The sequence below is a fragment of the Actinomycetospora atypica genome, from assembly GCF_042653685.1.
Taxonomy (GTDB): domain Bacteria; phylum Actinomycetota; class Actinomycetes; order Mycobacteriales; family Pseudonocardiaceae; genus Actinomycetospora; species Actinomycetospora atypica.
Genome location: NZ_JBHSIV010000034.1, coordinates 36297 through 56048 on the forward strand (window position 1 = coordinate 36297; position 19752 = coordinate 56048).

Annotated in this window: 17 protein-coding genes; 6 read left to right on the plus strand and 11 right to left on the minus strand. The window is 75.8% G+C overall.

All coding sequences use genetic code 11. The features are described 5' to 3' along the window. Nucleotides 1-16: 16 nt before the first annotated feature. Both ACFPBZ_RS24050 and ACFPBZ_RS24055 read left to right on the plus strand, forming a co-directional pair. Nucleotides 17-532 carry an SRPBCC family protein gene (locus ACFPBZ_RS24050; RefSeq protein WP_378038645.1) on the plus strand — a complete coding sequence of 172 codons (516 nt, stop codon included), beginning with the start codon at nt 17-19 and terminating at the stop codon, nt 530-532. After that, on the plus strand, nt 529-1563 hold the full coding sequence (locus tag ACFPBZ_RS24055; protein ID WP_378038646.1) for an LLM class flavin-dependent oxidoreductase: 1035 nt from the start codon (nt 529-531) through the stop codon (nt 1561-1563). The genes ACFPBZ_RS24050 and ACFPBZ_RS24055 overlap by 4 nt, the downstream gene beginning before the upstream one ends. Here the strand turns inward: ACFPBZ_RS24055 and ACFPBZ_RS24060 are convergent. From ACFPBZ_RS24060 to ACFPBZ_RS24070, 3 genes are read right to left on the minus strand one after another with little or no spacing between them, the layout of a single operon-like run. Continuing rightward, a complete protein-coding gene (locus ACFPBZ_RS24060; protein WP_378038647.1) occupies nt 1560-1874 on the minus strand; it encodes an MGMT family protein in 315 nt (104 codons plus the stop codon). The genes ACFPBZ_RS24055 and ACFPBZ_RS24060 overlap by 4 nt on opposite strands. Next, nucleotides 1871-2962 carry a DNA alkylation repair protein gene (locus ACFPBZ_RS24065; RefSeq protein ID WP_378038648.1) on the minus strand — a complete coding sequence of 364 codons (1092 nt, stop codon included), beginning with the start codon at nt 2960-2962 and terminating at the stop codon, nt 1871-1873. Before ACFPBZ_RS24065 ends, ACFPBZ_RS24060 begins: the two co-directional genes overlap by 4 nt. A gap of 14 nt (nt 2963-2976) precedes the next feature. Further along, entirely contained in the window at nt 2977-3774 is a 798-nt protein-coding gene (locus tag ACFPBZ_RS24070) for a MerR family transcriptional regulator (protein WP_378038649.1), read from the minus strand. Between the two features lie 78 nt (nt 3775-3852). On the opposite strand from ACFPBZ_RS24070, the gene ACFPBZ_RS24075 reads away from it, so the two are divergent. Both ACFPBZ_RS24075 and ACFPBZ_RS24080 read left to right on the plus strand, forming a co-directional pair. Next, nucleotides 3853-4215 carry a nuclear transport factor 2 family protein gene (locus tag ACFPBZ_RS24075; protein ID WP_378038650.1) on the plus strand — a complete coding sequence of 121 codons (363 nt, stop codon included), beginning with the start codon at nt 3853-3855 and terminating at the stop codon, nt 4213-4215. 14 nt (nt 4216-4229) lie between these two features. After that, nucleotides 4230-5012 carry an SDR family oxidoreductase gene (locus tag ACFPBZ_RS24080; protein WP_378038651.1) on the plus strand — a complete coding sequence of 261 codons (783 nt, stop codon included), beginning with the start codon at nt 4230-4232 and terminating at the stop codon, nt 5010-5012. A 161-nt stretch (nt 5013-5173) separates the two neighbouring features. Here ACFPBZ_RS24080 and ACFPBZ_RS24085 read toward each other — a convergent pair whose 3' ends face one another. The 3 genes from ACFPBZ_RS24085 to ACFPBZ_RS24095 are packed head-to-tail and all read right to left on the minus strand — an operon-like array spanning nt 5174 to nt 8150. After that, the gene (locus ACFPBZ_RS24085; protein ID WP_378038652.1) at nt 5174-5809 is read right to left on the minus strand and encodes a LutC/YkgG family protein; all 636 of its coding nucleotides are present in this window, start codon (nt 5807-5809) and stop codon (nt 5174-5176) included. Then, nucleotides 5806-7284: a LutB/LldF family L-lactate oxidation iron-sulfur protein gene (locus tag ACFPBZ_RS24090; RefSeq protein WP_378038653.1), complete on the minus strand. Its 1479-nt coding sequence runs from the start codon at nt 7282-7284 to the stop codon at nt 5806-5808. The genes ACFPBZ_RS24085 and ACFPBZ_RS24090 overlap by 4 nt, the downstream gene beginning before the upstream one ends. Further along, complete coding sequence (locus ACFPBZ_RS24095; RefSeq protein WP_378038654.1) at nt 7281-8150, minus strand: (Fe-S)-binding protein; 870 nt, start codon at nt 8148-8150, stop codon at nt 7281-7283. Before ACFPBZ_RS24095 ends, ACFPBZ_RS24090 begins: the two co-directional genes overlap by 4 nt. Before the next feature lie 293 nt (nt 8151-8443). Between ACFPBZ_RS24095 and ACFPBZ_RS24100 the strand changes: the two genes are divergently transcribed. Then, nucleotides 8444-11074 (plus strand): helix-turn-helix transcriptional regulator, encoded by a 2631-nt coding sequence (locus ACFPBZ_RS24100; RefSeq protein WP_378038655.1) that lies wholly within the window; start codon nt 8444-8446, stop codon nt 11072-11074. Nucleotides 11075-11136: 62 nt separating this feature from the next. On the opposite strand, the gene ACFPBZ_RS24105 is transcribed toward ACFPBZ_RS24100, so the two are convergent. From ACFPBZ_RS24105 to ACFPBZ_RS24125, 5 genes are all read right to left on the minus strand, one after another. Continuing rightward, nucleotides 11137-11997 carry a hypothetical protein gene (locus tag ACFPBZ_RS24105; RefSeq protein ID WP_378038656.1) on the minus strand — a complete coding sequence of 287 codons (861 nt, stop codon included), beginning with the start codon at nt 11995-11997 and terminating at the stop codon, nt 11137-11139. Nucleotides 11998-12128: 131 nt separating this feature from the next. After that, nucleotides 12129-13640, minus strand: coding sequence for a dynamin family protein (locus tag ACFPBZ_RS24110; RefSeq protein ID WP_378038657.1), 1512 nt, complete (start codon nt 13638-13640; stop codon nt 12129-12131). Then, a complete protein-coding gene (locus tag ACFPBZ_RS24115; protein ID WP_378038658.1) occupies nt 13633-15450 on the minus strand; it encodes a dynamin family protein in 1818 nt (605 codons plus the stop codon). The genes ACFPBZ_RS24110 and ACFPBZ_RS24115 overlap by 8 nt, the downstream gene beginning before the upstream one ends. A 22-nt stretch (nt 15451-15472) precedes the next feature. Beyond that, on the minus strand, nt 15473-16207 hold the full coding sequence (locus tag ACFPBZ_RS24120) for an IniB N-terminal domain-containing protein (protein WP_378038659.1): 735 nt from the start codon (nt 16205-16207) through the stop codon (nt 15473-15475). A gap of 79 nt (nt 16208-16286) precedes the next feature. Beyond that, nucleotides 16287-17891, minus strand: coding sequence for a hypothetical protein (locus tag ACFPBZ_RS24125; RefSeq protein WP_378038660.1), 1605 nt, complete (start codon nt 17889-17891; stop codon nt 16287-16289). Between the two features lie 410 nt (nt 17892-18301). Here ACFPBZ_RS24125 and ACFPBZ_RS24130 point away from each other — a divergent pair. Continuing rightward, nucleotides 18302-19752, plus strand: a 1451-nt coding sequence (locus ACFPBZ_RS24130; RefSeq protein WP_378038661.1) for an Hsp70 family protein, incomplete at its 3' end; no start/stop codon positions are given.

Genomic DNA, 19752 nt, shown 5'->3' on the forward strand with positions numbered 1-19752 from the left:
TCTAGGGTCCCGGGCCATGGAGTGGACCGGAGCCCGCTACGCCGACCAGCCCGAGGTGGAGGTCGAGGCCTTCGTCGCGGCCCCGCCGGAGCGCGTGTGGCCGCTGCTCGACCCCGCCCGCATGCCGCCGACGAGCACCGAGCTGCAGTCGGTGGAGTGGATCGACGGGGCGACCGGGCCCGCGGAGGGCTCACGCTTCCGCGGGCGCAACGCCCACCCCTCGCTCGGCGAGTGGTCGGTCACCGGCACCGTCGTCACCTGCGAACCCTCCTCGACCCTCGTCTGGGAGATGGATTCGGCCGACGTGGGCGAGGGGATGCCGTCGTCGCGCTGGACGCTGCGCTGCGTCCCCGAGGGCGACGGCACGCGCGTGCACCAGCAGGTGCGGCTCGGGCCGGGACGCTCCGGTCTCAGCCGGGCGATCGAGTCGATGCCCGACAAGGAGCAGAAGATCGTCTTCGTGCGGCTCCGGGAGTTCGAGGGCGCGATGACCCGGACCCTCGAGGCGATCCGCGCGGACGCGGAGGCGTGAGGACCGCGACGACGGTCGAGGCCTCGTCCGACCCCGACGTCGCCACCTTCGTCGTCGAGGCCGAGCGGATCGGGCTCGACGAGTGCTGGGTGGCCGAGGCCTGGGGCAGCGACGCCCCGTCCCTGCTCGGCTTCCTCGCCGCGCGCACCGAGCGGCTGCGCCTCGGCAGCGGCGTCATCCAGGTGGGGACCCGGTCGCCGGTCGCGATCGCGCAGGCCGCGCTTACGTTGGCCGAGCTGAGTTCCGGACGGTTCTCGCTGGGCCTGGGATCGTCGGGTCCGCAGGTGATCGAGGGGCTGCACGGCGCGTCCTTCGCGCGGCCGCTGACCCGGATGCGCGAGACGATCGCCGTGATCCGCCAGGCTCTCGCGGGCGAGAAGGTGTCGTTCGCCGGGCGGTCGGTCGCGATCCCGCGCCCCGGCGGCGAGGGGCGGCCGATGCGGCTCTCGACGACGCCGAACCCCGACATCCCGGTCTACGTCGCGTCGCTGTCCCCGCGGATGCTGGAGCTGACCGGCGAGGTCGCCGACGGGTGGCTGGGCACCAGCTTCGTCCCCGAGGGCGCCGCCGCCTACCTCGACCACCTCGACGCGGGCCTCGCCGCCGCCGGCCGGACCCGGGCGGACCTCACGGTCTGCCAGGGCGCCGAGGTCGCGTTCGCCGAGTCCCCCGAGGAGCTCGCGACCATGGTCGGGGAGCGGAAGAAGGGGCTCGCGTTCTCCCTCGGCGGCATGGGTACCGAGAGCACGAACTTCTACGCCGACGCCTACGCCCGGCAGGGCTTCGCCGAGGTCGCCGAGGCCGTCCGCGAGCGCTGGCAGGCGGGCGACCGAGACGGCGCCGCGGCGCTGGTGCCCGACGCGATGGTGCTCGCGACGACGCTGCTCGGCCCCGAGGAGGGGGTCCGCGCGCGCCTGCGGGTGTGGGCCGACGCCGGCGTCGACACCGTGCGGCTCTACCCCGCGGGCGACTCGCTCGACGAGCGGCTCACCACCCTCGGTCGCGCGATCGACCTGGTCCGCGGCCTCTAGGGCGGACCGTCGGCCTCGACGTGCCAGGTCGCGGCCGCGAGGTCGACCGTGTAGACCCCGTCGCCGAAAGCGATCAGCGGGGTCCCCTCCTCGAGATAACGCTCGTGTGCCGCGGCCTCGGCCCCGGGAGCGGGGCGCCCGCCCGCGGTGACGACCCGCCACCACGGCACGCCGTGGCCGTCCGTCCGCAGCGCGTGCCCCACGCTGCGCGCGCTCGCGCCCTCGACGACGTCGGCGATCGACCCGTAGGTCGTCACCCGCCCCGGCGGGACCGACTCCACGATCGCGAGGACCTGCTCGGTGGTGCTCACGGGGACTCCTCCGGTTGGATGAGGTGGAAGGTGTCGCGGCCGTGGGGCCGCCCGTTGACCTGGAGCCCGATCGCGTGCTCGCCCGGATGGAAGCTCCGGGTCGTCCGGGCGTGGAACGAGTAGGACTTGTCGACGACCACCGTGTCGCCCGGGGCGATCAAGAGGGACGCGAGCTTGAAGACCTTGGGGCGCAGCACGCCGCGGGCCGTCCGGAAGTGCAGCACGAAGTCGATCGCGGTCCGGGCCGGCCGGGTCCCGGTGTTCGTGATCCGCGCGGTGAAGTCGACCGCGGCGCCCAGGGGGACCCGGCGCTCGGTGACGGTCGGCCCGTCCACCCGGAACTCGTCGCCCTCGAACCCCATGAGGGCGAGCGCCCTCGGATGCCCCTTCTTGATCAACGTACGCAGGGCATGCCCGGCGACGCGGGGCGTGTTCTCCTCTGGACGGTCCAGCCACCCCGCCACGATGTCGGCGGCCAGATCGGGATCGTCCCGGCTGAGGTCGTTGACGTGGTTGGCCACCGACCGGCGCACGTACTCCGAGTCGTCGGTGTAGAGCGCGTCGACGATCGCGCGGGTGGCCCCCGGCCGGCGGACCAGGTCCGGCACGCCCGCGGCCCACGGGAGGTGGGAGCGCGTCCCCTCGCTCGCGAGCCGGCGCACGTGCAGGTCCGGGCTGCGCGTCCAGCCCGTGGCCACCTCGAGCGTCCGCTCGAGATCCGCGTTCAGCATCCGGCGGATGGCGAACTCGCCGGACAGCCGGGTGGTGAGCAGGGCGAGGACGTCCAGCGCGTCGTCGAAGCTCCGCGCGGACCCCGCCGCCAGGGCCCGGTCGACGACGGCCTCCGACACCGGCCACAGCATCCAGCCGGTGAACGCCTCGTCGGAGAACGCCGCGCGCACCGCCGCGGCCGCCTCCCCGTACCCCGGCGGCAGGTCGACCAGGAGGGCGTCCCGCACGACGTCGACCCGTCGACGGAGCTTCTGATCGGCGACCCGGACCGCCTCGAGCGCGGTCGGCTCGACGCCGACCTGCCGCAGCAGCCGCGCGAGCTGTCCGATCAGCGCGGCGTCGACCATCTCGTCCATGGCTCCCACGACGATCAGCCGACCCGGAAGACCGGCCAGCCGATCTCGGTGCGCCACGCGGCCGGATCGGGGGTGTCCCGCGGCCCCACCAGGTAGCGCTCCCGGACCGGCCCGGCCACCGACATCGCGTTCTCCACCACCCAGGTCCCGAGCTGGCCGTAGGTGACCTCGACGCCGTCGTGCTCGCCCACGTGCGTGGTGACGGCCAGTTCCACGGGCGGCAGGTCCGCGGGGTGGACACGCCCCGTACGCGGGGGCGCCGCGGCGGTCGGCAGGTACAGGAGCGCGTGGCCGCGCTCCTGCTCGAAGAGGGCGTTGTCGAAGGTCCCCCCGAGAGGTCCGGCCGCGGCGGGGCCGACGGCCGCGTCCAGCTCGGCCACCGCGCCGGCGAACCAGCTCTCCACTTCGTGGTGGGAGACGACGCCCTCCACCGCCGCGACCGTCCGGGCGGGCTCCGCGCGCAGCTCGACGTCGAGCGGCGCGGGGTCGGGCCGCAGCAGGCGGCGCAGGGAGACGACCGCGGCCCGCGTGCGGTCGAGCTCGACCTCGAGGCGCTGCAGGTGGTCGGCGACCAGCGTCGCGCGGACCTCGGGGTCGGGGGTCCGCAGGATCCGCCGGACGTCGTTCAGCGGGACGTCGAGCTCCCGGAGCCGCTGGATGACCTGCGCGGTGGGGATCTGGTCCACCGCGTAGTAGCGGTACCCGGTGGCCTCGTCCACGACGGCGGGCTCGAGCAGGGTCGCCTCGTGGTAGCGGCGCAGGGTGCGCACGCTGAGATGGGTCAGCTGCGAGAACTCCCCGATGGTCAGCACCCCTGCAGCCTGGACCCTCCCCCGGGGAGAGGGTCGAGGGCTTGACCCTCCCGCGCGGCGAGCTCGCACGGTGGTCCCATGACACAGCACACCGACCTCCCGTCCGACTCGCTCCCGGCCACCGTCCGCGACTTCGTGACCGCCCACGTCGCCGGCGACGACGACACCGCGTCGGCCTCCTTCACCAACGACGTGGTGCTCGTCGACCAGGGCCAGACCCTCCACGGCCGGGAGGAGGCGCTCGCGTTCCTGCGGGACGCCTCGAGCCAGTTCGAGTACACGGTCGAGCAGACCGGTGCCCGCCGCATCGACGCCACCCACTGGACGGTGACGCTGCACCTGGAGGGCGACTTCCCTGGCGGGGTCGCCGACCTCGACTACCGGTTCACGCTGCGGGACGACCGCGTGGCCGAGCTCGTCATCGGCAACCACGAAGCCTGAGCGGTACCGACACCATGGGAACGGAACGCGATCGTCTCGACGGGCGCCGGGCGCTCGTCACGGGTGGTTCGAAGGGCGCGGGGAAGGCCGTCGTCGAGCGGCTGCGGGAGATGGGCGCCGACGTGTACACGACGGCCCGGACGATGCCCGACGGGTACGACCGGCCCGACCGCTTCGTCGCGGCCGACACCGCAACGGCGGCCGGCACCGACGCCGTGGCCCGCCGGATCTCCGAGGAGGGGCCGCTCGACATCCTGGTGCACGTCGTCGGGGGTGCCTCGACGCCGACGGGCGGGTTCGCGGTGATCACCGACGAGCAGTGGCTCGTCGAGCTGAACCTGAACCTCCTGGGCGCGGTCCGGCTCGACCGGGCCCTCGTGCCGGCGATGGTCGAGGCCGGGTCCGGCGTGGTGCTGCACGTGACCTCGATCCAGCGGGAGCTGCCCCTGTACGACGCGTCGCTGGCGTACGCGGCGGCGAAGGCAGCTCTGCGCACGTACAGCAAGGGACTCGCCAACGAGCTCGCGCCCCGCGGCGTCCGGGTCACCGCCGTCAGCCCCGGCGGGATCGAGACCGAGGCCTACGAGCAGTTCGTGGACCGCATCGCCGAGGGCAACGGGCTCACCCGGGACGGGGCGAAGCAGCTGATCTTCGACTCCCTCGGCGGAGTACCGCTGGGCCGGTTCGCGAGGCCCGAGGAGATCGCCGACCTGATCGGCTTCCTCGTCTCGGACCGGGCCACGGCCGTCGTCGGCGCCGAGTACGTGATCGACGGTGGCACCGTCCCGACGGTCTGAGAGGAGACGACGTGAACCCGCACGCGGCGATGACCCGGGACGCCGTCGCCGCCCGGGCCGCCTGGCTGCGCCGCCGGCTGGTCGGTCCCGAGGGGGCGTCGTCGCCGGGCCGGTGACCCGCGGGGGCTCGTGTCGTGCCGGGGACGGATCTCCGGACCGGGTCAGGGGCCGACGAGCACCACGTCGAGCCGCCGGGGCCCGTGCACGCCCTCGACGCGGTCGAGCTCGATGTCGCTCGTCGCCGACGGGCCCGAGACGAACGTCAGCGGCGACGACGGGTCGAGCCGGGCGATCGCCTCGGGCACCGAGGAGACGACGGCGTCGGCGTGGATGACGCACACGTGGTGGTCGGGGACCAGCGTGATCGCACGTCGACCCTGGTCGGGAGCGGCGACCGCCAGGACGAACGTCCCGGTGTCGGCAATCGCGACCGCCGCCCCCGTCACCACCGCGTCGGTGGCGTCGAGCTCCGCCACCGACAGCGCCGGGTCGTCGGCGCGCACGGCGCCGGCGAACGCGCCGAGCCAGGCGTCCGGGAGCCCGGGCGGGACGACGACGGTGCGGGCGCCGGAGAGGAACGCGGCGACCGCGCCGGGCACCTCGTCGGCGGTGGCCACCCGCGTCACCGTGGCCTTGTAGTCGGTCAGCGTCTCGTCGAGCCGCGCGACCGTCTCCTCCGCCCCGGGGACGAGGCGCCCGCTCGTCGTGTACTCCCGGCTCACGACGACCGGGCTGCGCGGGGCGCCGGCGTCGCGGGCGCTGCGCAGCCGCGCCAGCACCTCCTCGCGCGCGTTCACGTCCGGTCCCCGTGCGTCCGCGACCACCACTGCCGGAAGGTCTCCTTCGGGGGCTCCGGGGCGTCGCGGGCGTTCGTCCAGCCCGACATCGGCCACGGCAGGGAGGTGATGCGACCCTTCCGACCAGCGAGGATCCGGCCCGCGCCGAGGGCGCGCTCGGCGAGCTTGAACCGCCCCGGCGTGGTCATGGCGATCGCGGCCGCCTTCATCGCGAGGTCCTGGCCCGTCGGCCTCGTGTGCGCGGCGACGGCCGCGGCCCGCTGCTGCACGAGCAGGTGCGGGATGTCGATGCGCACCGGGCACGCGTCGAAGCACGCCCCGCACAGCGACGAGGCGAACGGGAGCGAGGCGTTCACGTCGTCGGGCCCGGAGATGCCGGTGAGCTGCGGGGAGAGCACCGCACCGATCGGGCCGGGGTAGACCGAGCCGTAGGCGTGCCCGCCGGTCCGCTCGTAGACCGGGCAGACGTTGAGGCACGCCGAGCAGCGGATGCAGTGCAGCGCCGTGCGCCCGTCGGGCGAGGCGAGGACGTTCGAGCGGCCGTTGTCGAGCAGGACGAGGTGGAAGGCCTGGGGGCCGTCGCCGGGGGTGACCCCGGTCCAGGTCGACGTGTACGGGTTCATCCGCTCGCCGGTGGAGCTGCGCGGCAGCAGCTGGAGGAACACCTCGAGGTCGCCCCAGGTGGGGACGAGCTTCTCCACGCCCATGACGGTGATCAGGGTGTCGGGCAGCGTGAGGCACATCCGGCCGTTGCCCTCGGACTCGACCACCGAGATCGTGCCGGTGTCGGCGACGGCGAAGTTGGCGCCCGAGATGCCGACCTTCGCCGAGAGGAACTTCCGGCGCAGGTGCGTGCGGGCCGCCATGGCGAGCCGGCGGGGCTCGTCGGTGAGGTCGGGGTCGACCCCCGGCATCTCGCGCAGGAAGATCTCGCGGATCTCGGCCCGGTTGCGGTGGATCGCGGGCACGAGGAAGTGCGAGGGCCGGTCGTGCGAGAGCTGGATGATCAGCTCCGCGAGGTCGGTCTCCAGTGCCGCGATCCCGGCGCCCTCGAGCGCCTCGTTGAGCCCGGTCTCCTGCGTGGCCATGGACTTGACCTTGACGACCTCGTCGGCCCCGGTGCCGCGCACGAGGTCGACGACGATGCGGTTGGCCTCCTCCGCGTCGCGCGCCCAGTGCACCACCCCGCCGCGGGCGGTCACCCGCTCCTCGAGCTGCACCAGCAGCTCGGGCAGCCGCGCCATCGTGTCGGCCTTGATGGTCTCGCCGGCGCGGCGCAGCTCCTCCCAGTCGTCGACCTCGGCGACCACCCCGGCCCGCTTCGCGCGGATCGTCCGGGTGGCGTGCCCGAGGTTGCGCCGCAGCTGGGTGTCGGCGAGCGCGGTGTGCGCGGCGTCGGGGAACGACTCGGTGCCCCGCAGGTGCCCGTGCGGATCCGACGCGACCGTCGGCATCCCCAGCGGTGTGATCGTCATGCCCGCACCCCCTGGTCCCGGGCGCCCGCCGGCCCGTGCGCCTGCCCCGCGGCCTCGCCGGTGCGCCGCGTCGAGCGACCGACCGCCGCGTCCTCGACGATCACGTCGGCCGACCGGTCGTCGCCGTCGGTGCTGGCGAGGATCTCCGCGAGGTGCACGGTCTTCACGCCCGCCCGCAGCCGCGACAGCCCGCCCCCGATGTGCATGAGGCACGACGAGTCGCCGGCGGTGCACACCTCCGCCTTCGAGGCCAGCACGTTGCCCATCTTGTCGGCGAGCATCGCGGTGGAGGTCTCGGCGTTCTTCACCGCGAACGTGCCGCCGAAGCCGCAGCAGACCTCGGCGTCGGGGAGGTCCACGAGGTCGAGGCCGCGCACGGCCCGGAGCAGCTGCAGCGGCTTGTCCCCGACCCGCAGCATCCGCAGCGAGTGGCAGGTGGGGTGGTAGGTGACACGGTGCGGGTAGTAGGCGCCGACGTCGGTGACGCCCAGGACGTCGACGAGCAGCTCGGAGAGCTCGTAGGTGCGCGCCGCACCCTGTTCCGCCGCGGTCGCGAGGCCCTCGTCGCCGCCGCGGCGGGCGACCATCGCGTGCTGGTGGCGCACGCTGCCGACGCACGAGCCCGACGGCACGACGATCGCGTCGGCCCCGTCCGCGAGGGCGCGGCCGAACACCTCGACGTGGTGGCGGACCACCGGCAGCGCCGCGTCGAGGTAGCCCGTGTTGACGTGCATCTGCCCGCAACAGGTCTGGTCGGCGGGGAACACGACCTCGTGGCCCAGCCGTTCGAGCAGCTGGACGGTCGCGATCGGGGCCCGGGGGAACATCGCGTCCCCCAGGCAGGTCGCGACGACGGCGATCCGCACGGGCGGTCCCTCCGCTGCTCCTGGCTCGGGTGGTGGACGCCCGAGTCTGCCCCTTCCGGGAGGGCACCGCTCGCCGCCGGAGGCCGGCGGGACCCACCCGGCGGACACCGCCCGTGACCCCGCCACCCGGTCGACCCACCGTGAGCACGGCGCGAACCCGTTTCGTCACGCTCCGCACGCAGTAGTCGGAGTTCCGACTACTGCACGGGGCCGGCAACGGTTCCTCCGCTACCGAGGGTGCGTGACAATCGCGCCATGCCGTGGCCCTCCTCCCCTCGTGGGGTGCTCTGACGATGGACGCCGGCCGGACGCGCGGGCCGGCGGCCGCCGAGGCCGAGCCGCGCCACGACCCGATGGTGGCCGGCCTGCCGGGCGCCGTCGCGCTGCTCACCGCGCACCGGGCCGACCCGCACGCCGGGCTCGCCGCGGCGGTCGTCGGGCCCGGCGGCTCGGGCAAGAGCGCCCTCGTCGCCGCGATGGTCCGCTCCGCGCGCCGCCGGGGCCTCACCACGCGCCGGATCCGCAGCGGCGACTCCGTGCCGTTCCCGTCCGACGAGGACTCCCTCCTGCTCGTCGACGACGCGCACGCCCTCGAGGCGGCCACCCTCGCGGAGCTCACCGACGTCGCGGACGACCCCGACGCCCGGCTCGTCGTCACCGCCCGGCCCTGGCCGTGCCCGCGGGCGCTGTCGACCCTCTGGCTCACGCTCGGCCGCGCGCGGGCCCCGGTGTCCCTGGACCCCCTCGACGTCGTCGGGGTGGGCGAACGCGCGTCCGTGCTGCTCGGGGCGCGCTGTCCCCCGGCGCTCGCCGCCACGCTGGCACGGCTCTCCGGCGGGTCGCCCGCCGTCGTCGACCGGCTGGTGGCGCAGATGCGCGACACCGGGCCGCGGGTGGTGTCGGCGGCCGCCGAGCGCGGCTCGTCGGAGGTGCCGCCCGGGGTCCTCGACCTGCTGCGCCACGAGGTGCAGGGGCTAGACGACGGGCCGCGGCGGTTGCTGCTGGCCCTCGCCGTCGGGGCACCGCGGGTCCCCGCCGCGCTCGCCGACGTCCTCGAGGTCGACCGCACCACCCTCGACGACCACCTCGAGCACGCCCGCGCCTCCGGGCTGCTGCTGCCCGCGGCGGACGCCCCGGCGGAGCTGGGGGCCGTGGCGGAACGCGTCGCCCCCCTGGCCCGCCGCACGCTGGTCCGCCTCTGCGCGGCCGACGAACGCCTCGGGCTCGAGCGCCGGATCGCCGAGCAGGCCCTCGCGCGGGGCGCGTCGGTGCTCGCCCCGGCCCGCCGGCTGCTCGGCGCGGGCCTGCGCGGGGGCGATCTCCCCCGGGTCTTCGCCGCGGCCGGGGACGAGGCCCTCGCGTCGGCCCCGCAGCTCGCGGGCGCCCTCTACGTCGACGCCGTCGCCGCGGGCGCCGCCCCCGAGTCGGTCGTGCTGCGCCGGGCCGAGGCGGCCGCGCTGGCCGGCGACCTCGACACGGCGCTACGCCTGGCCGACCCGCTGACCTCGCCCGCCGCGGGTACGGACTACCCGCGGGCCGTCGCCGTCGTCGCCACCGTCATGGCCCACCGGGGCATGGGCCGGCGGGCCGCGGCGATGCTCGCCGAGGTGCCCGGCCTGGGCGACCTCGCGGTCCCGGGCCTCGTCGGCGGCGGCGAGCCCGCGCGGGCCCGCGAGCTGCACGACCGGCACGACGACGGCGCGCACGCCTCGACGACGGTGCGCTCGGCCGTCGCGCTCGCCGCCGAGGGCCTGCTCGCCTCGCTCGGGCAGGGACCGGGAGCGGCCCCCGCCGCCCTGTCCGACCTCGCCCGCGCCGCCTCGCTCGTCGAGCCCCTGGGCGGCGGGATCCTCCTGCCCGACTCGCCGGCCGCCCTGGCCGCGCTCGTCGCCCTGCACGCCGGGGACCTGGAGCTGGCCGACTCCGTGCTGCGCCGGGCGTGCGAGACCGCCCCCGGCGGCCCCGCCCTCGTCCCCCGGCACCGCCTGCTGCGGGCCTGGGTGGCGATGCTGCGCGGGGACGTCGCCGCCGTCCGCGAGCACGTGACCGCGGCCGGTCGCGGGCGCGTCGCCCTCGAACCCCGCGACGAGCTGGCGGCCGCGGCGATCGAGGTGGGCACGGCACGGCGGTCCGGCGACTCGGCGGCGCTGCGGGCGGCGTGGGGCCGCGCCCGCGAGGCGCTCGTCCGCCACCCCGTGGACCTCTACGTCCTGCTGCCGCTCGGCGAGCTCGTCGTCGGCGCGGCGCGGCTCCGGGAGCAGGCGGCCGTCCGGTCGGCCTGGGAGGCCGCCGAGAACCTGCTCGAGAGCCTGGGCGATCCGCCGCTGTGGCGGGCGACCACCAGCTGGTACGGACTGGCCGCGGCGATCACGGCCGAGGACGTCGGGGGCGCGGGACGCCATCTCGACACCCTGACCGGGCTCGCCGAGCGCCTCCCCCTCGCCGCGGCGCTCGCCCCGGCGGCCCGAGTGTGGGTCGCGGCGCTCTCGGGCGAGGTCGACCCGGTCGTCGTCGAGACCGCCGCGCGTGGACTGCACCGGCTCGGCTGGACCTGGGACGGCGCGCGCCTCGCCGGCGAGGCGGCCATCCGAACCCGCGACCGCCGCGCGATGGCGACTCTCCTGGCCTGCGCGCGCTCCCTCGCCGACACCGGCCGGCCCGCGACCGACGGCACCGGCCCCGAACCGTCCGGCATCCCGACCTCGGGGCTCGCCGGCGACGGCGGCGAGGTCGTGCTCTCCGAGCGCGAGCGGGAGGTCGCCCGGCTGGTGCTCGCGGGTCTCACCCACAAGCAGATCGGGACGCGGCTCTACATCTCGGCGAAGACGGTCGAGCACCACGTGGCCCGCATCCGTCAGCGGCTGGGCTCGACGAGCCGCGGGGAACTGTTCGCCCAGCTGCGCGAGCTGGTGGGCGAGCCCTAGACCCTGGGGGGCAGGGAACGCGTCCCGGGTCCGACCCCCGTCGGACCCGGGACGCGAGGTCTCTAGGAGGCCGCGCCCGCGAGCTGGGCGCCCGCCGGCCCCGGCACGGCCGGCAGGGGCCCGGAGGAGATCCGCGGGGCCGGGAAGGACGGGTCGTCCTCGTCCTCCGGGCCGCGGGTGAGCTCGAGCGTCGTCGGCTCGAAGCCGAGCAGGCGCTGGAAGTGGCGGAGCCCGCCGTCGAGCCAGAGCGCGGTGTCGACGGCGAGGTGGCGCACCCCGCGCCCGATCAGCTCGCCGACGACGTGGGCCGAGAGCAGGTACCGGGCGGGGCCGGCCTCGCGGTCGGGCGCGGAGAGCATGAGGTCGAGCCGGGCGAAGGTGCCGTCGGTGGAGGTCAAAGCGATCACCTCGGTGAGGTCCCGGGCGTCGCGGGCCACCCAAGCCTGCACGAGCCCCGAGACGAGGTCGGCGCGCACCCCGGGGAGCAGCTCCTCCTCGTCGCGGGCCCGCAGCAGGGCCGCGAGGCGCACGTCGGCCTCCACGCGCCCCATCCGGCGGCAGGTGACCCCGGCCTCGCGGGCCCGGCGGCTGTTGGTGCGCAGGGCCTGCTTCGACCGGCCCCGGGTGTACTCCTCGGGCGAGTCGGGCAGCGTCAGCACCGAGACCGCGAGCCGGCGGGGCACGCCGTGGCGGGAGCCGGCGTACTTGTCGGCCATGCGGTCGCCGGCCGGCGAGCACGAGCAGATCACCGTGAGCTGCGGGAGGTCGGCGAGCACCGGCATCCGGTCGCGGACCGCGGGCACGGCGCAGGCCACCGTGGCCGCCGTGCGCCGCATCCGGCCCTGGGTGCGGTGGCGGCGCTGCAGGACCTCGCCGAGACGCACGAACTCCGGATCGGCCAGTCCGTTCGGTGCAGAGCCCACACACGCCTCCGTCGTCGGCGGACGTGTCGGGAGGGTTTTCCCGACGCTGTCCACTCCCGCTAACGGCGCGTCCGTATGGACCTCCTGATACTCCGAATGGTGCTACGGCCGTTGCACCACTCGTTCGAGTGTCAGGAGGCGGTGAGCACGGCCAGCATGCCCTCGCAGCTCCGGACGACGACTGCGCACGCGTCCACGGTGGCCCGGGACGCGACCGGGTTGGCCGCCCGCCGGCGCCACCGGCCCAGCGCCTCGACGGCGGCCGCGCGGCAGGTCCCCACGTCGGCCTCCGGGTCGAGGTCGAGCCGAGCCGCGGCCCGCGAGCCGTTCCCGCCGACGAGCCGCTCGGCCTCCGCGAGGGCCTCCGGCGGCAGCGGCACGGACCGGGCCCGCAGGGCCGCGAGCAGCCGCAGCTCCGCGAACTCGTGCGCCCCCGCGACCACCCGCTCGATCTCCGCGGCCAGCGCGGCGGCGGCGGGGCGCGGCTCGTGGCGCAGGACCAGCTCGACGGCGAGGAGGGCGGACCGGGCCTTGAGCAGGTCCCGGCGCTCGCCGAACTGCGTGGCGAGGACCTCGCGCAGCTCGTCGAGCCCGCTCACCGCGACGAGCTCCGCGGACAGCTGCGCGGCGTCGGGGGCGTGGTCGCGCAACGCGGCGAGCGAGGTGCGCACCCCGAACACCCCGAGCCGCTTCAGCAGCGCGTTCCGGGCCGCGGCGTCGGGCGCGTCGGGGCCGAGGCGGTCGCGCAGCGAGTCCGGGGGGTGGACGAAGCGGTCGGCGGAGAGCAGGAGCGCCTCGGTGACCTCCGGTCCCGCCGCGGCGAGGGCGCGCAGCCCGAGGTACTCGGCCTGGCGCAGGGTGCGGCCCGACAGCGCGACGAGGCCGGCCACCGCGACCACCGTCTGGCACAGCGAGGAGAGCTTCTCGTCGGAGCGGTAGCGCGCGGCGATCCGGCGGGCGGAGTCGATCGCGTCGAGCCGGCCCGCCCCGATCTCGTCGGCGCGGGAGAGGACGGCGATCGTCGAGACCGGGGTCGCGCGGGCGACGTGGCGGTCGTGGAACGACTCGAGGAACCGGGCGTCGGCCGAGTGCAGGTGCCGCATCAGGTAGAGCACGGCGTCGGCCTGGCCCGGGGCGTCGTCGGGCGTGAGGAACCGGCCGGCCCGGTCCGACGCGTCCGCCGTGAGCGACGCGATCCCCGGGGTGTCGATGAGCGAGGTGGTGCGCAGCCCGGACGAGGGCCAGTCGACGGTCAGCCGGTCGACGGCCTCGGGGTCCTCGCCCTCGAGGTCGACCACCAGGCCCCCGTGCTCGCCGCGGCGGGTGCGCAGCTGCCGGGGTGGGCCGTGCCGCGGGTGCAGCACGATCCGCGGGCTCGGACCGTCCTGGTACCAGGTGACGACCCGGGTGCACTCCCCCGCGTCGGTCGCCGCGATCTCCTCCCCGACGAGGGCGTTGAGCAGCGTCGACTTGCCGGCCTTGACCTTGCCCGCGACGGCGAGGCGCAGGGGCTCGTCGAACCGCTCGAGGTGGTGGCGCAGCCAGCCCGCGGCCTGCGGGCTGTCGCCGTAGGCGTCGAGGGCACGCCGCAGCAGCGTGCGGGTCCGCGCGCCCGGCCCGTCCCGCCCGGCCGTCTCAGTCATCGGCCACCAGGGCCCTGGCCTTCTTCTCCACCGCGGCGATCCGCTCGAGCTCGGCCCTGAGGTTCCGCATCCGCTCGTCGCGCCCGCCCGTGGCCGCCTTCACGGCCTCCTGGGCGGAGGCGACGGACTCCGACATCGACGTCGCCAGCTCCTGCGCGACCTCCTGGAAGTGGTCGCGCAGCGTCCGCTGGACCCGCCGCAGCATGTCGCGGGAGTCCTTGCCGACCTGGAAGGTCACGTCGTCGATGTGCTTGCGCACGGCCTGCTTGCTGTCCGCGCGCCGCTTCTCGAGCAGCCGCTTCTTCTCGTCGTGGGCGCCCTTGAGCCCGAGGAGCACCGCGGCGGCCCCCGAGATCGGGTTGATCATCGCCATGCCGGCCAGGCTCGTCACCATCCCGAACATCATCATCCCGCCCTGGCCGCCCCGGAGGCCCGTGAGCAGCGCGGTCCCGACCCGGAACTTCGCCATCTCCGGCTGGATCATCGGGTTCACCTGCCCCCCGAGCCCGCCGGAGGTGTGCCGGGAGAGGTCGGGGAGCGCCACCCGCCCGCCGGCCACGAAGTGGTCGGCGACCAGCGTCGACAGGTGCCGCGCGCGCTGGCTGGCCCAGACGAAGTTCGTCGAGGCCGCGTGCGCGACCTGGGCGTGCAGCCACTCGGCGAACTGGTCCCAGATCTCGCCCGGATCCTCGCCGTCGAGGAGCTCCTCGGTCTGCTTGGTCAGCGAGCGCATCCGGTCGCGCAGGTCGTGGTCGATGTCGGACTGCAGGTCGCCGAACCCGTCGTTCAGCGTCGTCTGCCACCGCGCCGACCGCTTCTTGAGGTCCTCCGCCCGCCCCTTGGCCTCCTGGAGCCGGGCGATGAGCAGGTCGGCGCCGACCGGGTCCTGCTGGGCCTGGAGCTCCGCGCGCATCCGGTGCGCGATCTGCTCGAGCGCCGAGAGCACGTCCTGGGAGGCGGTCCGCCGGTCGACCCGCTCCGCCCCGGCGATCACGTGCTCCCGCAGGTAGGTCACGAGGGCCTTGAAGCCCGACTCCTCGTTGAGCGCGGTGTCGTTGGCCGCCGCGGCGGCGCGGCGCAGCACCGACGACACCGGCAGCATCTCCGCCCGGATCCCCTGCCTCGCCAGGTGGCCGCGGTCGAGGTCGGCGATGCGCCGCCACTCCGGGTGGAGGTCGGTCTTGGTCAGCACGCACGCGACGTGCGGGCACAGGGCCCGCGCCTGCTGCAGGAACCGCAGTTCGGGGGCCGTGTACTCGGTGGCGGCGTCGGAGACCAGCAGCACGGCGTCCGCGGTGGTGAGCGCCGCCATCGTCATCGCGGCGTGCGCCGACCCCAGGCCGCCGACCCCGGGGGTGTCGATGACGACGAGCCCGCTCGCCAGCAGCTTGCGCGGCACCGCCACCTCGACGTGGCTGACCTTCTCCCGGTTGCCGGGGTTCCCCGCCTCGGACACGTAGCGCTGCAGGTCGGTCAGCGGGACGTCGGTGCGCTCCTGGCGCCGCTCCCCGTCGCCGGGGCCGGCCGTCTCCCGCACCACGGTGACCGAGGGCTTGCCCGAGGTGTACTTCACGGCCGTCGTCACCGACGTCGCGATGTCGTCGTCGACCGGGCAGATCTCGGCCGACACCAGCGCGTTGACCAGGGCACTCTTGCCCTGCTTGAACTCCCCGACGACGAGGACGCGCATGTCCGGGTCGGCCACCCGCCGCCGGGTGACGCGGAGGCGTTCGGTGAGGTCGGGCCGTCCGTAGGCCTCCGTGGCCTTCATCGTCAGGTCGATCAGGTCCAGAGCCGGCTGCGACGGCACGGCGTGCTCCTCTCGCGGGGCGTCAGGCGAACCATGCGGCGTCGGCGCCGTCCGGGCCGGGGTCGTCGGGGCCCGGGTCGTCCGTGGGGGGCGACGGGTCGTGCGGGTCCGGCTCCGGCGCCCACTCCGCCGGGGCCCACTCCGCCGGGGGCCCGTCGAGGAGGTCGTCGTCGGGGAGGTCGTCGGGCACGTCGACGGGGACGTCGTCGGTCGCCCCGACCGGGAGGACGGTCACGCTCGCCAGGCCGGGGTCGGGACCGTCGACCCCGGCGGGGTGCCCGACCGGGGCGTCGTCGAGATCGTGGTGACCGCCGGGGTCGAGGTGGCCGTCGAGGTCGTCCGGGTCGTGCGCGGGACCGGCCGGGGCGTCGAGGTCGTCGAGATCGACGGGGTCGTCGGGGTCCTCGGGGTCGTCGTCGAGCTCGTGCACCGGCGGGGCGGCGGCGCCGGCGGCGAGCACCGACTCCGTCACCACCCCGAGCTGGCGGGCCAGGGCGTTCGCCGGATCCTCGCCCGCCAGCTGGGCGGCGGTCGTCGCCAGCGCCGCGGTGTCGACGTCGGCGCCGAGGCGGGCCGCCACGGAGTCGGAGACGAGCGGCAGGGCGTGGCGCAGGTCCGCGGGCGTCAGATCCGCGAGGCCCTGCTCGGCGAGGACGCTGCGGGGCTCGTCGGCGAACCGGGCCCGCAGCGCCGGGTCGGTCGCGAGACCGGTCACCCAGTCCAGCAGGCTCGACGGCTCGTCGGCGAGCTCGGTCATGGCGGTGGGTCACCTCCTCCGGTGGGGCGGGCCGGGTGTGTCGGCGCGGCACGCGGTGACCCGCGTGCCGCGCCGGGCCTCAGAAGGAGGCCATGTCGTGGTGGCCGTCGTCCGAGCCGCCGGAGCCGCTGCTCCCCGAGTCGGACGAGTGGTGGTCACCGCCGGACCCCGACTGCTGGTGGTCGTCGTCCAGGCCGGACGAGTGCTCCGGCACGGGGTCGACCGAGAGGTCGGGCGCACCCGGGTCGTCGCCGCGCTGGTCGGTCCCGTCGCTGCCCGTCCCGGTGTCGCCCGCGTCGGTGGGCTGCGGGTCGGTCGGCTGCGCGTCGGTCGGCTGCGGGTCCGCGGCGGGGGCGCCGGTCCCGAAGTCGTCGATCGGGTCCGCGGGCGACGGGATGTGGTCCGTCGGGTCGGCACCCGGGTCCGACGACGGCGCCGGGGCGTCGAGGTCGTCCAGGTCGTCCGCCGGCACGGTCTCCGGTGGCGTGGTGTCGACGGGCGTGGTGTCCACCGGCGTGGTGTCGACCGGCACGGTCTCCGTCGGGGCCGGGGTGCCGAGGTCGTCGAGGTCCGAGGGGTCGTCGGGGACCGCGGTCGTGGGGTCGAGCGGCGGCGTGGTCGACGGGTCCGTGGTCGCGCTGCCGGTGTCGGCCGGCGTGCTCGGCTCGTCCAGGTCGGTGTCAGGTCCCAGCGGGTCGGTGGGCAGCGTGGTGCCGGTGCTCATCGGTTCGTTGAGGTCGGGACCGCCCGGGGTGGTCGGGTCGACCGGCGCCACGACCACCGGCGGGGTGGCCGGGCCCGTGCCGGTGGGGGTTCCCGGGCCGGTCGGGGTCGTGGGGACCCCGGGCGTGGTCGTGCCGGTCGGCGCCGTCGGGTCGGTCGGGTCGGTCGACGGGGTCGGGTCGGCCGGGTCGGTGGTCGTCGGCGGGAGCTCGTCGACGTCCGGCGGGCGGGGCGTGTGGGTGACGACGACCTTGCCGTGCTCGTCGTACTCGACGTCGATCTTGATGTAGAGGATCTCGGTGTAGCTCTCGTTGATGTAGTGGGTGAACACCCGGTCGCAGGTGTCCCAGTGGCTCTCGCCGTGGCACGGGGTCGGGTCGCAGCCGCCGTGGTGGTGCCCGTGCTCGTCCCACCAGCCCCCGCTGTGGCCACCGCTCCAGCCGTCGTGCCCCCCGCCGTGCCCGCCGCCGTGCCCGCCGCTCCAGCCCCCGTCGTGGCCGCCGCTCCAGCCACCGTCGTGCCCGCCGCCGTGGCCGCCGCTCCAGCCGCCACCGTGGTGCTCGGAGCTGCTCCAGCTCTCCGTGCGGCTGTAGCTGTACGAGCGCTCGATGGCGATCTGCAGGCTGTAGCCGTCGACCCCGCTCAGGCCGAACATCTCGAGCAGGTGGGCGCGGTCGGACAGGGCCAGGGCCCGCTCCTCGGGCGAGAGACCCGCCAGGTGCTCGATCAGGCGGTCCCAGTTCTGGGCGTGCTCCTCGATCTCCGGCGTGGTGGCCTCGGGCTCCGGGATCGACGGGTTCGTCTCGCCCACCGCGAAGCCGGCGTCCGGGTCGTCGTCGATCGTCGTGTCCGGGCCGGTGAGGTCGTCGACCGTGGTCTCGGCGGCGGGGTCGACCGACGCCGTGCCGGTGGGCTCCGAGCCGCCGTCGGTCGACGGAGCGGCCGTGGTGGGCTGGGTCATCGTCATCACTCCTGGAGGTCCGGGCGGGGTGCTCGCCGGTGTCTGGTCCCGCCCGGTCGGTCCCGGGTCGGTTGCTCGATGGGGAGAACGCTAGGAACCGGCGGCCCCGGGGCCATCGGGGCGGGACCGACGACCCGGGGGGATCGACCTCGGAGTGTCATGACCGCCCGTGATGGGTGACAAGGGGATCGTCACCCGAACGGATGCGGGGATTTGCCCTAGTCCGTCGTCCGCTCGCTCACGGTCGATCGGCGGCCCGCGATACTGCCGATGTTCCCCGCGAGATGCGCCCATCCGGCCGCGACAGAGAGGACGGGCCCCATGACCCCGCGTACCGACCGGCCGGGCCCCGACCTCGGGACGTCCCCCGCCGCGGTCCCGTCGCCCCGGGCGGCCGGAGCGGGTGCGCGATGAGCGGCTACCGCCTCGGGATCGACCTGGGCACCACGTACACGGCGGCCGCGATCAGCCGGCGCACGGGGAGCGGCGAGACCTGGTCCGAGCCCGAGATCGTGCCGCTCGGCAGCCGGTCGGCGTCGGTCGCCTCGGTGCTCTACCTCGGCGCCGACGGGACGGAGCTGCTCGGCGAGGCCGCGGAGCGTCGCGCCCTGACCGAGCCCGACCGGGTGGTCCGCCAGGTCAAGCGCCGCATCGGCGACGACGTCCCGCTCGTGGTCGGCGACGCCGTCCACACCGCCCACGAGCTCGCCGCGCGGATGGCGCGCCGGGTCACCGACAAGACCGCCGAGCGCGAGGGCGGACCCGCCGACCTCGTCGCGGTGACCCACCCCGCGAGCTGGGGGGAGCACAAGCGCGAGCTGCTCGCCGGCGCGCTGCGTGAGGTGGGGCTCGGCGCCACGACGTTCCTCCCCGAGCCCCAGGCGGCCGCCGTCGCCTACGCCGCGAAGGAGCGCGTGGAGTCCGGCGACACCGTCGCGGTCTACGACCTCGGCGGCGGCACGTTCGACGCCGCGGTCGTCCGGAAGACGGCGCAGGGCTTCGAGCTGCCCGGCCGGGCCGAGGGCATCGAGCAGCTCGGCGGCGTCGACTTCGACGACCGCGTGGTCGACCACGCCCGCGCCGGGATCGGGGCCGCGTTCGACGAGCTCGACCCGGAGGACCCCGACGTCCTGTCCGCGCTGACCCGGCTGCGCCGCGAGTGCGTGGAGGCCAAGGAGGCGCTCTCGTCCGACACCGAGGTCACGATCCCGGTGATGCTGCCGTCGGTGCGCACCAACGTGCGCCTGACCCGCCACGAGTTCGAGGCGATGATCCGCTCGTCGATCGACCACACGGTGGGCGCGCTGACCCGCACGGTCGACTCGGCGGGGCTCTCCCCCACCGACCTGCAGGCCGTCCTGCTCGTCGGGGGCTCCTCCCGGATCCCGCTGGTGGCGCAGATGGTCTCCGAGGCGCTGGGGCGACCCGTCGCGGTCGACGCCGACCCGAAGACCTCGATCGCGGTCGGCGCCGTGCTCGCCGTCGCGCCCCGGTCGGCCCCGGCCCGCGCCCGATCGACGCGGGACTCCGCGTCGGGCGTCCCGAACGCCGCCGCAGCGGCCGCCGTGACCTCCACCGTCGCGCGGTCCGACCGGGCCACCCCGGGCAGCCCGTCCTCCGGCCTGCTCGACCTGCGCTCCGTCGCGTCCCCGGCGCCCGCACCGGCCTCGCGCCCGACCCGCACCGGCTCGTCGTCGGGACGACCGCCCGTCACCGGGCCCGGCTCGGCGCGCTTCCCCGCGGTGGGCCCGTCGTCGGGCCGACTGCCGGTGGCCCCGGCGCGCAGCGGGACCGGACCGACGGCGCGCGCCCCGCGCACCGGGACCGGGCCCGCGCTCCCGTCCGGGGGCTCGGCGACGCC